Origin of the sequence: Mesobaculum littorinae, from assembly GCF_004011175.1 — a bacterium.
GTDB classification, from domain to species: domain Bacteria; phylum Pseudomonadota; class Alphaproteobacteria; order Rhodobacterales; family Rhodobacteraceae; genus Tranquillimonas; species Tranquillimonas littorinae.
The window spans coordinates 564,543-578,657 of the sequence record NZ_RQXX01000002.1; the positions used below are offsets into that span (position 1 = coordinate 564,543).

At 68.7% G+C, this 14,115-nt stretch carries 14 protein-coding genes; 7 read left to right on the forward strand and 7 right to left on the reverse strand.

Annotated elements, in window-relative coordinates:
• Window positions 1-152 precede the first annotated feature (152 nt).
• The 3 genes from EKE94_RS07380 to EKE94_RS07390 all read left to right on the forward strand — a co-directional run bounded on the left by EKE94_RS07380 (window position 153) and on the right by EKE94_RS07390 (window position 3,523).
• Complete coding sequence (locus EKE94_RS07380; RefSeq protein ID WP_127905946.1) at window positions 153-1,151, forward strand: taurine ABC transporter substrate-binding protein; 999 nt, start codon at window positions 153-155, stop codon at window positions 1,149-1,151.
• Window positions 1,152-1,278: 127 nt separating this feature from the next.
• A complete protein-coding gene (locus EKE94_RS07385; RefSeq protein WP_127905947.1) occupies window positions 1,279-2,085 on the forward strand; it encodes a taurine ABC transporter ATP-binding protein in 807 nt (268 codons plus the stop codon).
• 175 nt (window positions 2,086-2,260) lie between these two features.
• Window positions 2,261-3,523 carry an ABC transporter permease gene (locus tag EKE94_RS07390; protein ID WP_127905948.1) on the forward strand — a complete coding sequence of 421 codons (1,263 nt, stop codon included), beginning with the start codon at window positions 2,261-2,263 and terminating at the stop codon, window positions 3,521-3,523.
• 364 nt (window positions 3,524-3,887) lie between these two features.
• Here the strand turns inward: EKE94_RS07390 and EKE94_RS07395 are convergent, their stop codons facing one another.
• The 3 genes from EKE94_RS07395 to EKE94_RS07405 are packed head-to-tail and all read right to left on the reverse strand — an operon-like array spanning window position 3,888 to window position 6,461.
• Entirely contained in the window at window positions 3,888-3,983 is a 96-nt protein-coding gene (locus EKE94_RS07395; RefSeq protein ID WP_127905949.1) for a DUF2474 family protein, read from the reverse strand.
• Window positions 3,983-5,002: a cytochrome d ubiquinol oxidase subunit II gene (gene cydB, locus EKE94_RS07400; RefSeq protein WP_127905950.1), complete on the reverse strand. Its 1,020-nt coding sequence runs from the start codon at window positions 5,000-5,002 to the stop codon at window positions 3,983-3,985. The genes EKE94_RS07395 and cydB overlap by 1 nt, the downstream gene beginning before the upstream one ends.
• 1 nt (window position 5,003) lies before the next feature.
• Window positions 5,004-6,461 carry a cytochrome ubiquinol oxidase subunit I gene (locus EKE94_RS07405; protein ID WP_127905951.1) on the reverse strand — a complete coding sequence of 486 codons (1,458 nt, stop codon included), beginning with the start codon at window positions 6,459-6,461 and terminating at the stop codon, window positions 5,004-5,006.
• 624 nt (window positions 6,462-7,085) lie between these two features.
• Here EKE94_RS07405 and rpsD point away from each other — a divergent pair.
• A complete protein-coding gene (gene rpsD, locus EKE94_RS07410; protein ID WP_127905952.1) occupies window positions 7,086-7,706 on the forward strand; it encodes a 30S ribosomal protein S4 in 621 nt (206 codons plus the stop codon).
• A gap of 254 nt (window positions 7,707-7,960) precedes the next feature.
• Here rpsD and EKE94_RS07415 read toward each other — a convergent pair whose 3' ends face one another.
• Both EKE94_RS07415 and ilvC read right to left on the reverse strand, forming a co-directional pair.
• Window positions 7,961-8,893: a DMT family transporter gene (locus EKE94_RS07415; RefSeq protein ID WP_127905953.1), complete on the reverse strand. Its 933-nt coding sequence runs from the start codon at window positions 8,891-8,893 to the stop codon at window positions 7,961-7,963.
• 268 nt (window positions 8,894-9,161) lie between these two features.
• Window positions 9,162-10,184 (reverse strand): ketol-acid reductoisomerase, encoded by a 1,023-nt coding sequence (gene ilvC, locus EKE94_RS07420; RefSeq protein ID WP_127905954.1) that lies wholly within the window; start codon window positions 10,182-10,184, stop codon window positions 9,162-9,164.
• Between the two features lie 133 nt (window positions 10,185-10,317).
• Here ilvC and EKE94_RS07425 point away from each other — a divergent pair, with 133 nt between their 5' ends.
• Together EKE94_RS07425 and EKE94_RS07430 are read left to right on the forward strand one after the other, a co-directional pair.
• Window positions 10,318-10,773 carry an Lrp/AsnC family transcriptional regulator gene (locus EKE94_RS07425; protein ID WP_127905955.1) on the forward strand — a complete coding sequence of 152 codons (456 nt, stop codon included), beginning with the start codon at window positions 10,318-10,320 and terminating at the stop codon, window positions 10,771-10,773.
• Window positions 10,770-11,225, forward strand: coding sequence for an Lrp/AsnC family transcriptional regulator (locus EKE94_RS07430; RefSeq protein WP_127905956.1), 456 nt, complete (start codon window positions 10,770-10,772; stop codon window positions 11,223-11,225). The genes EKE94_RS07425 and EKE94_RS07430 overlap by 4 nt, the downstream gene beginning before the upstream one ends.
• A 112-nt stretch (window positions 11,226-11,337) precedes the next feature.
• On the opposite strand, the gene EKE94_RS07435 is transcribed toward EKE94_RS07430, so the two are convergent.
• Together EKE94_RS07435 and EKE94_RS07440 are read right to left on the reverse strand one after the other, a co-directional pair.
• Window positions 11,338-12,543: an FAD-dependent monooxygenase gene (locus EKE94_RS07435; RefSeq protein WP_127905957.1), complete on the reverse strand. Its 1,206-nt coding sequence runs from the start codon at window positions 12,541-12,543 to the stop codon at window positions 11,338-11,340.
• Between the two features lie 2 nt (window positions 12,544-12,545).
• The gene (locus tag EKE94_RS07440) at window positions 12,546-13,205 is read right to left on the reverse strand and encodes a pyrimidine 5'-nucleotidase (RefSeq protein ID WP_127905958.1); all 660 of its coding nucleotides are present in this window, start codon (window positions 13,203-13,205) and stop codon (window positions 12,546-12,548) included.
• A 209-nt stretch (window positions 13,206-13,414) separates the two neighbouring features.
• Here EKE94_RS07440 and EKE94_RS07445 point away from each other — a divergent pair, with 209 nt between their 5' ends.
• Window positions 13,415-14,065: a GntR family transcriptional regulator gene (locus tag EKE94_RS07445; protein WP_127905959.1), complete on the forward strand. Its 651-nt coding sequence runs from the start codon at window positions 13,415-13,417 to the stop codon at window positions 14,063-14,065.
• The last annotated feature ends 50 nt before the right edge of the window (window positions 14,066-14,115 follow it).

A 14,115-nucleotide genomic window follows, 5' to 3' on the forward strand; every position in this document is an offset into this window, starting at 1 on the left:
CGGGTTTGCTTTCCGACAACGGCGGCGGGGTTGCATCCCGGTCCGCGTGGCGTTTGTCCACGCGGTCGTGGACGGGTCCCTGCCTGTCGGACGAAAGCCCGGCATCCGCGATCGGGACCGAGAACGAAAGAGACACCAGGGAGACACGACAGATGACATTCGGAAAGACGATGCTGGCCGCGGCCGGGGTCGCCGCGCTTTCGACCGGCATGGCGCAGGCGCAGACCGACGAGATCACCGTGGCCTATTTCCTCGAATGGCCGATGCCGTTCCAGTATGCCAAGGCAATGGGCACCTATGCCGACGAGATGGACGTCGACATCAACTGGGTCAGCTTCGACACCGGCACCGCGATGTCGGCGGCGATGGCCTCGGGCGACGTCCAGCTTGCCGTCAGCCAGGGCGTGCCGCCCTTCGTCGTCGCGGCAAGCGCCGGGCAGGACCTGCAGGCCGTGGCCGTCGCGGTCAGCTATTCGGAAAACGACAACTGCGTCGTGTCGAGCCAGCTTGAAATCGACAAGGAGTCGGCCGGCGAGCTTGAGGGCGCGAAGGTCGCCGTGCCGCTGGGCACCGCCGCGCATTACGGGTTTCTTGAACAGATGAAGCACTTCGGCGTCGATGTCGCGTCGCTGAACGTGGTCGACATGGCGCCGCCCGAAGGCGCGGCGGCCCTGGCGCAGGGCGCGGTCGACATGGCCTGCGGCTACGGCGGCGGCCTGACCCGGATGAAGGAGCATGGCAACGTGCTGCTGACCGGCGCCGAGAAGGAAGAGCTGGGCATCCTTGTCTTCGACGTGATCTCGGCCCCCGCCGATTTCGTCGCCGAGAACCCCGACCTGGTGGCGCAGTTCCTGAAAGTCACGGCGGACGCCAACGAGATGTGGAACGCGGGCGAGAACCATGACGAGATGATCGAGGTCATCGCCGAGGACGGCGGGATGGAACTGGACGCCGCCGAGGCCGCGATTTCGACCATGGTCTTCCCCGGCGTCGAAGAGCAGCTTTCCGACAAGTGGCTGGGCGGCAACGCGCAGACCTTCATGGGCGGCGTGGCCGAGGTGTTCCTGGACGCAGGCTCGATCGGGGCGGTGCGCGACAGCTACGATGACGCGGTCAACACCGGCCCGCTGGAGCAGGTCGAGGGCATGTAATCCCCGGCCGGTGCCGCGGATCCGCGGCGCCGTAGAATGAGATGCCGCGGCGCGCGTGCCGGCGCGCCGCGGCCGCCCCTCCCCGCGGGACGGGCGAGGCAAGATCAGAGCAAGTTCCGGGAATTCCATGACCAGCCTCAAAATCGATGACGTCTCGATGCGCTTCGACCTGCCCAACGGCTCCTCGGTCCAGGCGTTGCAGAACGTCTCGCTCGATCTGCAGCAGGGCGAGTTGATGAGCGTCCTCGGCCCGTCGGGCTGCGGCAAGACCACGCTTCTCAACATCGTGGCGGGGTTCCTGGCGCCGACCGAGGGTCAGGTGCTTCTGGGCGACGAGGTCGTGCGCGGCCCGGGCCCCGAGCGCGGCATGGTGTTCCAGCAGGGGGCGCTTTTCGAATGGATGAACGTGCGTGAAAACGTGGGGTTCGGCCCGCGGATGAAGGGCATGCCGAAAAAGGAGAAGGCCGAGGTCGTCGATCACCTGCTCGAGGTGGTCGGCCTGCGCGATTTCAAGGAAAAGGCGGTTTACGAGCTGTCCGGCGGCATGCAGCAGCGCGTGGCGCTGGCACGTTGCCTGGCCAATGACCCCGACGTCATCCTGATGGACGAACCGCTGGGCGCGCTCGACGCGCTGACGCGCGAAAAGATGCAGGGGCTCGTGCTGAAGCTCTGGAAAGAGACGGGCAAGACGGTGATCCTGATCACCCACTCGGTCGAAGAGGCGCTGCTGCTGGGCGAAAGGCTTCTGGTGATGGCGCCGCGGCCGGGGCGGATCCACCGCGAATACCGTCTCCCCTTTGCCGACAACGGCGTGAACGCCGACCTGCGCGAGGTGAAGAAGGACCCCGAATACACCCGCACCCGCGAAGAGGTGCTGAGCATGATCTGGGAGATGGAGGAAGAGATCATGGGCCGCGCCGAGGACGCCGCATGAGCCCGGTTCCCCCAGCCGCCGCCCCCCTCGCGAAGCCCGCCGCGGGGGCGTCCGGGACCGACAGCCCGGGATCGCGCGCCGCCCGCCGGTCCACCCGGCCCGATGCCCGATCCGATGCCCGTACCCATGACAGACAAGACACGCGCGCGCAGCGCCGTCCCGAGGCAGTGACCGCATGACCATTCTTCTGATTTACGTCGCGATCTTCGTGATCGCCTTTCTCGTCGTGCGCGGGGCCACGCGGCTGGTCGCGGCGCGACATGATTACACCTCGCTCAAGACCGTCACCTTCGGCGACGAAAGCGCGGTGCGGCCGAACCGCGTGGCCTCGATCCTGTCGGTGCTGACGATCTTCGTGATCTGGGGGGCGTTCACCGGGTCGAACTGGGTGCCCGTGCACGCGCCGGGGCCCTTCGTGGGCGAGACGCAGTTCACCTATACCGCCGAGCGCGCGGATGGCGCACGCGACGACGCGACCGTGCATGTCGTCGTCAACCCGCCCGAGGGCGAGCAGGCCGATGCGCCCGAACCCGCCGCGGGCGACGGCTGGGCGCATGACGACGGGCTGGCGGTGACCGCGTGGCGGTCGTCGCTGATCCGGGTCGACCGCAATGACGACGCCGAAGAGCGGCCGCAGGTCGTGGCGATCGACGGCGAGCCGATCTCGCCCGGCGGGTCGGTCAAGGTCGCGCACGGCAAGGTCACGCTGTCGGGCAAGGGCACGCCCAACTTCATCCCCGACTCGGGCTGGCAGATGGAGCCGATCTGGCTCCCCGCGCCCGAGGCGGTGGTGGGCCGGCTGATCGAGATCGCGCAGGACGGCTATCAGAACTCGACGCTGTGGGAGCATCTTTTCTGGTCGCTCTTCCGGGTGATCCTCGGCTTCCTCTGCGGTGCGCTGGTGGGCATCCCGCTGGGCTATGCCATGGGCCTGTCGAACTGGTTCCGCGGCTGGTTCGACCCGATCGTCGAGTTCATGCGCCCGGTGCCGCCCTTGGCGCTGATCCCGCTCGTCATCATCTGGGCGGGGATCGGCGAGGTCGGCAAGATCATCCTGCTGTTCCTGGCCGCGCTCTGGATCATGACGATCTCGGCCCGCTCGGGCGTGTCGGGGGTGGCGGTGTCGAAGGTGCACGCGGCGTTTTCGCTGGGCGCCTCGAAATGGCAGGTGCTGCGGCACGTGATCATCCCGAACTCGCTGCCCGAAATCTTCACCGGGGCGCGGGTGGCGATGGGCGTCTGCTGGGGCACCGTCGTCGCCGCCGAACTGGTCGCCGCTGAAAAGGGGGCGGGCATGATGATCATGGTCGCCTCGAAATTCCAGCTGACCGATATCGTCATCATGGGGATCATCCTGATCGGGGTGATCGGCTACCTGATCGATATCCTGATGCGGCAGGGCGAAAAGTGGCTGGTGCCGTGGAAGGGCCGGGTCTGACGGCGGCGCGGGGCAGTTGACGCAGCTGGCCATTCTGTCGGCTGGTTCGGCGATCGGCGCTGTCGAGTCCCCGTAGCTACAAGGGCGTCCCGGCGATCCGGGGCGCCCTTGTCGTGTCTGCTGTCCTCTCGTGCAGACCTTGGGTTGCCAGCTTCGGCGCGCCCTTCCATCGGGGGGCACGGCCCGGTGCATCCTGCTAAGACACCGCACGACAGCCTCAACCGACATCGCGCGGAGATGTGGCGACCCGACGGGGTGGGCTCCGACCGTGACTGCATCATCGACGGGCAGGATCCGTGCCGCCCACCGCGACCCGATTGCTGTCGGGCGACGACGTGCGCCGCGGCAACGGGCGCCGGGCGGGTCAGCTGATGACGGCGCGCAGGGCCATGGCGACAAGACCGAGGGCCGCGACGCTCAGCACCCAGATCAGGGCGAACCATCCCAGCTTGCGCCACATCAGTGATAGCCCTCGTCGGGGTTCACCTTGCCGCGGAACACCCAGTAGGCGTAGCCGGTGTAGATCAGGATCATCGGGATCAGAACCGCCGCGCCGACCAGCGTGAAGGCCAGGCTTTCCTTCGGGGCCGCCGCCTGCCAGATCGTCAGGTCGTGCGGCACTATATAGGGGTAGAAGCTGACGCCGACGCCCGCGTAGCCCAGCACGAACAGCCCCAGCGCCGCGATGAAGGGCATGGCGTCGCGCCCCTGTGTCAGCGCGGTGAACAGCATCCACGCCGCCGCCGCGACCAGAAGCGGCACGATCAGGGTAAAGGCGACGGACGGGCTCCACGAAAACCAGCGGCCCAGGTAGACGGGGTGCAGGAACGGGGTGGCCAGGCTGACCGCGCCGATCAGGACCAGCGTCGCGATGCCGGTCAGGCGCGCGGCCCGCATCGCCAGGTCGCGCACCGGGCCCTCGGTCTTCATGATCAGCCAGCAGGCGCCCAGCAGGGTATAGCCCACCAGCACCGACACGCCGGTCAGGATCGTGAACGGCGTCAGCCAGTCCCAGCGGCCGCCGCCATAGGCGCGGCCATCCATCTCGATCCCCTGCACCAGCGCGCCGAGGGCGATGCCCTGCATCAGCGCCGCGAGGCCCGAACCCAGCGTAAAGGCCCAGTCCCAGAACCACTGGCCTTCACCCGCGCGCCACCGGTATTCAAAGGCCACGCCACGAAAGATCAGCCCCGCCAGCATCGCAAGGATCGGCACGTAGAGGGCCGGCATCACCACCGCATAGGCCAAGGGGAACACGGCGAAAAGCCCGCCGCCGCCCAGCACCAGCCACGTCTCGTTGCCGTCCCAGATGGGCGCCACGGTGTTCATCGCCAGGTCCCGCTCGCCACCCTTTTCAAGGAAGGGGAACAGGATGCCGATGCCAAGGTCGAAGCCGTCCAGCACCACGTAGGCCAGCACCGCGAAGGCGATCAGGCCGGCCCAGACGAAGGCGAGGATCTCGAAGCCGTTGCCGTCCATGTCAGTCGTCCTTCTCGTGGCCGCGGACCGGGGCGCCCTGCGGGGTGGCATCTTCGTCGTCGGGGTCGTGGCTGTCGCTGTCCATCCCCGCCGCGGGGGTGATCCCCGCGGTGCGGATCGGGCCGTCGGTGATCCGGCCCTTGGCGGTTTCGGGCGCCCGACCCATCAGCCGCAGGATATAGAAGGTGCCCGCTCCGAAGACGAAGAAGTAGATGACGATGAAGCCAAGGAGCGAGGCGGCGACCGCCGGCATCTCGATCGGTGAGGCGCTGTCGGCGGTGCGCAGAAGCCCGTAGACGGTAAAGGGCTGGCGGCCGACCTCGGTGGTGATCCACCCCGCGAGCACGGCGACGAAGCCCATCGGCCCCATCGCCAGCGCCGCCCGCCGCAGCCAGGGCGACTCGTAAAGGCGCCCGCGCATCCGCTGGATCACGCCAAAGGCGCCCAGACCCAGCATCGCGAAGCCAAGCGCGACCATCACCCGGAACGACCAGAACACGATCTGGACCGGCGGCTCGTCGGCGTCGTCGATGGTATCGAGCCCGGGCAGGGGGGCGTTCAGGTCGTGCTTGAGGATAAGGCTCGAGAGTTTCGGGATCTCAAGCGCGTAGTCGATGCGCTTTTCCTCGGGGTTCGGGATGCCGAACAGGATCAGCGGCGCGCCGTCGGGGTGGCTGTCATAGTGCCCCTCCATCGCCATGACCTTCTGCGGCTGGTGTTCGAGGGTGTTGAGCCCGTGCTCGTCCCCGGCCAGGATCTGCAGCGGCGCGGTGACCAGCAGCATCCACATCGCCATCGAGAACATCACCCGCGCCGCCGCGTTCTGCGAGTTGCGGCCAAGGTGCAGCGCCCCGGTGGCCCCCACGACCAGCGCGGTCGTCAGGTAGGCGGCCAACACCATGTGCACGAGGCGATAGGGGAAGGAGGGGTTGAAGACGATCGCCCACCAGTCCTCGGGCACGAACTGGCCGACGTCGTTCATCGCGTAGCCCGCGGGCGTCTGCATCCAGGAATTGACCGACAGGATCCAGGTGGCCGACATCAGCGTGCCGACCGCCACCATCAGCGTCGCGACGAAATGCAGCTTGGGTCCCACCCGGTGGCGCCCGAACAGCATCACGCCCAGGAACCCGGCCTCGAGGAAGAAGGCCGACAGCACCTCGTAGGCCATGAGCGGCCCCAGAACCGGCCCGGTCTTGTCCGAGAAGACCGACCAATTGGTGCCGAACTGGTAGGACATGACCAGCCCCGAAACCACGCCCATCCCGAAGGCGATGGCAAAGATCACCTTCCAAAAGTTGAAGACGCGCAGAAAGACCTCGCGCCCGGTAAAGAGATGCAGCCCGTTCAGAACGGCGAGAAAGCTCGCCAGCCCGATCGAAAAGGCGGGAAACACGATGTGGAAGGCGACGGTGAAGGCGAACTGGAACCGCGCGAGATCCAATGCGGTAACATCCATGCGGCGGCCCCTTGCAAAATCCCGGATCTGACACCGCAGGTAGGTCTGTCGGCCCGCCCCGGCAATGTCGGCTCGCGGTTGCCAATTGTCGCAGGTGGGCCGGGCAGGGGGCGCAGCGCGGCCGGGCGTCGCGCCGCGGTGTGGACTGCCTGGGGTGGCCAGCGGCGCCGCAGCCCGGCCGGGTGCCTTTCCGGTCGGGATCCGGTTCAAGGCGCACCCATCCCCCCCGCGGACGGTCGTGGTGACACCCGACGGGGCCCGGAGAGAGCAAGGCGGACGGCGACAGCGTACGGGCCCGCGCAGGCCGTTCCCATGGCCCCGCGGGCGCCCCGCGACCAAAGCCACCAGCCATCCTGTGCAGGGGCGCGCCGGTCGCGGGGATGGGGGATGCGGGGTTGGTGGATGCGGGCGACCCGTTGACTCCGCCCCGCCGCCGCGTATAAGCGCCGCTCGTGCCGTCGACCCCGCCCGGGGACCGCGGTTGCGTCAATTGGTGTTGGTGGCCCCCGCAAGGGGATGCCTGTCGGCCGCCTCGGGGCATCGCCCCCTTGGGTAAGTGCAGCAGGACAACGCCCTTCCGAAAGCCGCGTTCGCGCGGCGACACGTAGAGAAGGAGATCAGACGGTGACCAAACGCACCTCTGCCAAGTACAAGATCGACCGCCGCATGGGCGAAAACATCTGGGGCCGCCCGAAGTCCCCGGTGAACCGCCGCGAATACGGCCCCGGCCAGCACGGCCAGCGCCGCAAGGGCAAGATGTCGGACTTCGGTCTGCAGCTGCGCGCCAAGCAGAAGCTCAAGGGCTACTACGGCGACCTGACCGAAAAGCAGTTCCGCCGCATCTTCACCGAAGCCGAGCGGGTGCGCGGTGACACGGGCGAGCTGCTCATCGGCCTGCTCGAGCGTCGTCTCGACGCCGTCGTCTACCGCGCCAAGTTCGTGCCGACCGTCTTTGCCGCGCGCCAGTTCGTGAACCACGGCCATGTCACGGTGAACGGCAAGCGCGTCAACATCCCCTCCTACCGCGTGCAGGAAGGTGATGTGATCGAGGTCCGTCAGAAGTCCAAGCAGCTGGTGCAGGTGCTCGAAGCCGTGCAACTGCCCGAGCGGGACGTGCCCGACTACCTCGACGTCGACCACTCGAAGATGACCTGCACCTTCGTGCGCACCCCCGGCCTGGGCGACGTGCCCTACCCGGTGCAGATGGAGCCCAACCTCGTCATCGAATACTACGCGCAGAACTGATCCGGTTCCGCCGCAGGTATCCAAGGCCGCGCCCCCCGGGGGCGCGGCCTTTTTTCGTTGTGGCATGGGGTGCGCATGTTCAGCGGACGGATACCGACCGTCTTACGGACGCGCTTGCCTGCGGCCCGTGGCTTCGCCCGTTCGCCCCCGGAAAACCGTCCACCGGACGGTTTTCCGGGGGCGCCTGCCTTCGGCCCGGGGCTCCGCCCGTTCGGCGCTGAAAACCGTCTACCGGACGGTTTTCCGGGCGCGCCTCACCCAAAGAAAAGGCGGTGGAGCGCGCGGGCCTGGCTGACCAACAGCCCGGCGATGATCAGAAGAAGCGCCGCGAAGAACCGCCACGGCAGCGCCTCGCCCAGGAACATGACGCCGAAGATCATCGCCCAGATCGGCACCTGGTAGCTGACGAGGGTCATGAAGACCGGCCCGGCCGACCGGATCGTCACCACGCGCAACAGCACCGCAAAGGCCGTGGGCAACAGCCCCAGCGCCACGATGGCGACCCCCGGAGCGGCGCCTGCCCAGTGCGGCACGCCCTCGATCGCCAGCATCGCGGGCACCAGCACCACCGCGCCCACGCACAGCGTGATCGCGGCCATCACGATGGGGTCGACCGGCGGGCAGCGGCGGGTCACGATCGATGCGGTCGCATAGAAGACCGCCGCCGAGAAACACGCCACCTGCGCCATGACATGCCCCTCGGCCCCGGCCGAGATCAGCCCCGGCCCGATCAGCACGATGGGGCCGCTGAACCCGATCAGCACCCCCAGGACCTGTCGCAGGCTAAGCGTGTCGTCGGTGAAGAAATGTGCCAGCGGCAGCACGAACAGCGGTACTGCCGCCAGCGAAAGCCCGGCAAAGGCCGAAGGCACGAACTGCTGACCCCATGACAGCAGCATGAAGGGAAGCGCGACCGACACCAGCCCGTTGACCACGAGGTACAGCACCGTGCGGGGGGCAGGCGCGGGCCACGGCCGCCGCATCGCGAACACCAGCGCAAGAAGGGCGACAGCCCCAAGGCTCGCCCGGGCCGCCGCCACGGTGATCGGGCCATAGCCGTCCAGCGCGACGCGCATGACCGTGAAGGTCCCGCCCCAGATCACGCCTAGGACGATCACTGACACCCAGTTCAGGGCGGTGGGCTGGCCGGGGGCGCCCACGGCGCCGGGGGATGCGGTGCTGGTCATCCCATGGGGGATAGGGCGGCTGCCGTGGGTCGACAAGGGAGGGACCGGAAGAGAATGCATGCGTCATGCATTTAGATCGGGCCGCGGTCCCATTTCACACCCCCAGGCCTGATGTCGACCCGGGGCAATGACCCCGGACGTCTTCCCCACTCACTCCCCCCATCACGCGACACCCGACACGGCGTTCCGCATATTGCAGGACCCACGAAAAAGGGCCCGCCGCGATGCGACGGGCCCCTGTTCCGAATGGCAGTCCCGGATCGCGGGATCAGTTCTTGGCCTTGTCCACCATGCGGCCGGCCGAGATCCACGGCATCATGTCGCGCAGTTTCTCGCCCACCTTCTCGATCTGGTGCTCGTCGTTCAGGCGACGCGTCGCCTTGAAGCTCGGCTGACCCACGGCGTTCTCGGCCATGAAGTCGCGCACGAACTTGCCGTTCTGGATGTCGGTCAGAACCGCCTTCATCCGCGCCTTGGTCTCGTCATAGGGCAGGACGCGGGGGCCCGAGACATACTCGCCGTACTCGGCGGTGTTCGAGATCGAGTAGTTCATGTTTGCGATGCCGCCTTCGTAGATCAGGTCCACGATCAGCTTCACCTCGTGCAGGCACTCGAAATAGGCCATCTCGGGCTCGTACCCGGCCTCGACCAGCGTTTCAAAGCCCATGCGTATCAGCTCGACCAGGCCGCCGCACAGCACGGCCTGTTCGCCGAAGAGGTCGGTTTCGCATTCCTGGCGGAACGTCGTTTCGATGATGCCCGACCGGCCGCCGCCGATGGCCGAGCAATAGGACAGGCCCAGCTCCATCGCGCGGCCCGAGGCGTCGTTGTGCACCGCGACCAGGCAGGGCACGCCGCCGCCCTTGACGTATTCGCCACGCACGGTGTGGCCGGGGCCCTTGGGCGCCATCATGATGACGTCGACGCCGGGCTTGGGCTCGATCAGGCCGAAATGCACGTTCAGGCCGTGGGCAAAGGCGATCGCCGCGCCTTCGCGCAGGTTGTCGTGGACGTACTTGCGGTAGGTGTCGCCCTGCAGCTCGTCGGGCATGGTGAACATCATCAGGTCGCACCAGGCGGCGGCCTCGGCGATGCCCATGACCTTCAGGCCCTCGGCTTCGGCCTTGGCGGCCGAGGGCGAGCCCTCGCGTAGCGCGACGACAAGGTTCTTGGCGCCCGAATCCCGCAGGTTCAGCGCATGGGCGTGACCCTGGCTGCCGTAGCCCAGAATCGCGACCTTCTTGTCCTTGATCAGATTGATGTCGCAGTCGCGATCGTAATAGACGCGCATGTTCGTCCCTCCTTGGATATCTCTCGCCGGCACCATAGGGGCAGGCGCACGCTTAGGCGAGACAGGGTTACGCGGTTTCTGACAGCGCATATGCGCATTGTCATTCTTTGAACCGGGGAATAACGATATAATCATGCTCGACGACCAAGACCGCCGCCTTCTGCGCCAGCTACAGGCCGACCCGTCGCTGACCACCGCGGCGCTGGCGGCGCGGGCCGGGGTCAGTGCGCCTGTGGCCGCGCGCCGGCTTGAGAAACTGAAAGCCGCGGGCATCCTGCGCGGGGTTCACCGGGTGATCGACTGGCGCGCGCTCGGCTATGCGGTCGAGGTGTCGCTGCGCATCACGCTGGACAAGACCGACCCCGGTGCCTTCGACGCCTTCACCGCCGCGGCGCGCAAGGTGCCCGAGGTGACAGAGATCCAGACGTTCCTGGGCCGTGTCGATGTGCGCCTGTCGGTGATCGCCCGGGACATGGCGCACTGGCAGCAGATCTACCGCGCCCGCATCCTCGCCCTGCCGCATATCGCCGAGATCGAGGCGCTGATGCGCATCGCCACGATCAAGACCGACCCGGGGCTGCCGATATGACCGAGCTTGACGACACTGACCGCGCCATCGCGCAGGCGTTGCAGCGCGATGCGACCGTGTCGGCGGGGGCGCTGGGGCGCCAGCTGGGGCTCAGCCAGCCCGCGACGTGGCGGCGCATCCGGCGGATGGAAGAGGCCGGCATCCTCGCCGGGTGGCGCGCCGATCTGGACCTGCCCGCGCTGGGGCTGGGGGTGACGGTGTTTCTGGGCGTGAAGCTTGCCACGAAAAGCCGTGTGAGCCTGGAAGAGTTCGAACGCGCGATCTCGGCCATCCCCGAGGTGCAGGCGGTGGATCACGTGCTGGGGCGCTACGATTACCGGCTGCGTATCACGGCGCGCGACCTTGCCGATTTCGAGCGGGTCCTGCGCCGCCGCCTGATGACCCTGCCGGGTCTCGGCGATATCGAGGCCAACGTGCTGTTGAGCGAAGAGCGGTTGCCCGGCCCGCTCTGACGTCGGGCGACCCGATGCGGGGCAGGCCCGCAGGCAGCGCGCTGCCGCCCGCGGCCCTGTCGGGCGAGGCCCGCGCCCCCCGTGGGGCAGCCCGTCGCCGCTTCGCGACCCCTCACTCAGGGTCGGGGCCCAGTCCGGCAGAGATCAGACGCCGCCGCAGGGGGATCAGGTCGTGCGCCCCGCGCAGCCCGAGGCTGCGGAGCGCTTGGACGGGCGCCGCGTCGCTGCGGCAGACCCGGTTGAACAGGTTGATGGCCGTGGCCCGGGCGGCGATATCCCTTTCGCGCGCATGGGCATAACGGGCCAGCGCCCGGGGATCGCCGGGATCCTCGACCTCGTCCAGCGCATGGGCCAGCATTGCCACGTCAGCGAGCGAGGTGTTGAGCCCCTGGGCACCGATCGGCGGCAGGACATGCGCGGCCTCGGCCACCAGCGCCACGCGCCGCGCGGTCAGCTGCCGCGCACGCTGGGTTATGACGGGCCAGACGCGCACCTCGGTCTCGGGGTGCGCGCGGCCCAGGATGTGACAGCTGCGCCGATCCAGCTCGGCTCCCAGCGCCTCGGGCGCGAGCGCGGCAAGCTCCTGCGCGCGGGCGCCGTCCTCCATCCAGACGATGGCCGAGGCGGCGCGGCCCGCGTGATCCGGCAGCGGCACCGTCGTGCAGGCGCCGCCGCTGTTATAGACCTCGGTCGAGATCTGCCCGTGCGCCAGGTCGTGCGACACCGCGAAGGCCAATGCCTTCTGGCCGTAGCGGGTGGTGCGCATGGCGATGCCCGCGGCCTCGGCCACGCGCGAGGCCCGGCCATCGGCGCCGATCACCAGCCGGGCGCGCAGGCGGGTGCCGTCGGACAGCGTCGCCAGCGCCTCACGCTCGCGCGTCAGCAGGGCGGACAACCCGGCGCCCCAGCGCAGCGTCACCCCCGCGCGGTCGGCCAGGGCCGCGCCAATCTGGTATCGGGTCAGCCAGTTCGGCAGGTTCCAACCGAAGGCGGGGGCAGGCTCGTCGCCGTCCGGTTCGGGGCGGAAGGTGCGTTCGGCGCGGATCTCGGGTGGCCAGCCGGCCGTGTCGATGATGCGCAGCGCGTCGAGCGGGGTGGACCGCGGCGCCAGTCGGTCCCACAGCCCGCAGTGTTCTAGCAGGCGGCGGGCAGGCTGCAGGAAGGCGGTCGAGCGCAGGTCGGCCTCGGGCGCGGTGTCGCGGTCGGGCGGCGCGGCAGGGTCGATCACGGTGACCTGCCGGCCCGCCGCCGCCAGCCGGGCGGCCAGCGTCAGCCCGGCGATGCCGCCGCCTGCGATCAGGATATCGGTGTCGTCCATTCTCAGATCTCCCGTCGCGGCACGATCTGGCCCAGGAACGCGGTCAGGTCGTCGGTGTGATGGTGGATATGCGCCAGCTGCATCGGGGCGGGCGCGACGTGGACCGTGCGCAGGCCGCGTCGGTGCGGCTCGGCCAGGTTGCGCGGGTCATCGTCGAACATCGCGGCGGTGCGGGGGACCAGCCCGTCGCGCCCGAAGACCGCATCATAGGCCGCCGCCTCGGGCTTGGGACGGAACCCTGCGTGTTCTACGCCGTAGACCGCGTCGAACAGGCCGTCGAGACCGCGGGCCGCCAGCACCCGCGCCGCGTAGGGCCCCGATCCGTTGGTAAAGACCACCCGCCGCCCGGGCAGCGCCGCGATGTGGCGCACCAGAAGGGCGTCGATCTCGATATGGTCCAGAGTGACGGCGTGGACATCTTCGAGATAGGCGTCGGGGTCGACGCCATGCAGCGCCATCAGCCCCGCCAGCGTGGTGCCGTAGCGGACCCAGTAGTCATGGCGCAGGCGATCGGCCTCGGCCCGGTCGACGCCCAGCTCGCGCATGACCCACGCGGTCATCCTGACCTCCATCTGGTCGAAGAGCCGGGCGGAGGGCGGATAGAGCGTGTTGTCGAGGTCGAAGACCCATGTGCGGATGTGGCTGAAATGCGAGGCGACCATGCCCCGCGATGTAGAGCCTGGCGCGGGACGCGGCAACTGGCAGCTGCGGGGTGCGGCGGTGGGGCGCGGGGCCGATCGGTGGGCGGTCAGCGGGGCCGGCCCTCGCGGTCAGCCCGCGGGTCGGCGGCTCGGGCCCTGCGGGAAGCGACGACTTGATCCCGTGGCGCGCGGCGGGATAGGGTCGTGCGGACGACGAAAAGGGGCGGCCCATGGGCGAGACGCGGTCGGGTCAGCGAGACGCGTATCGGCTGATCCTCGAAGCCATCGACATCGGTATCTATCGGCCCGGCGACAGGCTCGTGGAAAGCGAACTGGCCGATCGGTTCGGTGTGTCCCGCACCCCGATCCGCGAGGCGCTTCAACGGCTTGAGACTCAGTCGATCCTCAGCCGCGACGGGCGGTCGCTGATCGTCTCGGCGCTGGATCACAACGCGCTGGCCGAGCTTTACGTCGTACGGACCGAGCTTGAGGGCCTGGCCGCGCGGCTCGCCGCCCGCCACGCCACGGCCGAGGAGGTGCGGGTGCTGTCGGACATGGCGCGGGAGGATCGCGCGCTGCTGGGCGACCCGGCCGCGCTTGCCCGCGCCAACCGGCGGTTTCACAAGCAGCTGCACCTGGCCTCGCACAACCGGTTCCTGATGCAGCAGCTGGACCTTGTGCACCGGTTCATGGCGCTTCTGGCGACGACCTCGCTGGCGATCGAGGGGCGCGGGGCGGATGCGCTCGACGAACACGACCGCATCGTCGCGGCCATCGCCACGGGTGACGGCGATGCTGCGGCGCAGGCGGTGCGCGGCCATATCTCGAAGGCCTTCGAGACCCGGCTGAAATACGACGCTGCGAGGTCCGCCGCGGAATAGGAGCGGTCAGGGCGGCGGTCGGGCGGACCTCAGGCAAGGCGGCATGCGGG

What these genes read in the sequence shown, in the direction of transcription:
- EKE94_RS07395 (WP_127905949.1), bottom strand. Translation starts at nt 3,983, where the DNA reads ATGTGGCGCAAGCTGGGATGGTTCGCCCTGATCTGGGTGCTGAGCGTC.
- EKE94_RS07390 (WP_127905948.1), top strand. Translation starts at nt 2,261, where the DNA reads ATGACCATTCTTCTGATTTACGTCGCGATCTTCGTGATCGCCTTTCTC.
- EKE94_RS07415 (WP_127905953.1), bottom strand. Translation starts at nt 8,893, where the DNA reads ATGACCAGCACCGCATCCCCCGGCGCCGTGGGCGCCCCCGGCCAGCCC.
- EKE94_RS07445 (WP_127905959.1), top strand. Translation starts at nt 13,415, where the DNA reads ATGGGCGAGACGCGGTCGGGTCAGCGAGACGCGTATCGGCTGATCCTC.
- EKE94_RS07430 (WP_127905956.1), top strand. Translation starts at nt 10,770, where the DNA reads ATGACCGAGCTTGACGACACTGACCGCGCCATCGCGCAGGCGTTGCAG.
- ilvC (WP_127905954.1), bottom strand. Translation starts at nt 10,184, where the DNA reads ATGCGCGTCTATTACGATCGCGACTGCGACATCAATCTGATCAAGGAC.
- EKE94_RS07435 (WP_127905957.1), bottom strand. Translation starts at nt 12,543, where the DNA reads ATGGACGACACCGATATCCTGATCGCAGGCGGCGGCATCGCCGGGCTG.
- cydB (WP_127905950.1), bottom strand. Translation starts at nt 5,002, where the DNA reads ATGGACGGCAACGGCTTCGAGATCCTCGCCTTCGTCTGGGCCGGCCTG.
- EKE94_RS07405 (WP_127905951.1), bottom strand. Translation starts at nt 6,461, where the DNA reads ATGGATGTTACCGCATTGGATCTCGCGCGGTTCCAGTTCGCCTTCACC.
- EKE94_RS07385 (WP_127905947.1), top strand. Translation starts at nt 1,279, where the DNA reads ATGACCAGCCTCAAAATCGATGACGTCTCGATGCGCTTCGACCTGCCC.
- EKE94_RS07380 (WP_127905946.1), top strand. Translation starts at nt 153, where the DNA reads ATGACATTCGGAAAGACGATGCTGGCCGCGGCCGGGGTCGCCGCGCTT.
- EKE94_RS07425 (WP_127905955.1), top strand. Translation starts at nt 10,318, where the DNA reads ATGCTCGACGACCAAGACCGCCGCCTTCTGCGCCAGCTACAGGCCGAC.
- EKE94_RS07440 (WP_127905958.1), bottom strand. Translation starts at nt 13,205, where the DNA reads ATGGTCGCCTCGCATTTCAGCCACATCCGCACATGGGTCTTCGACCTC.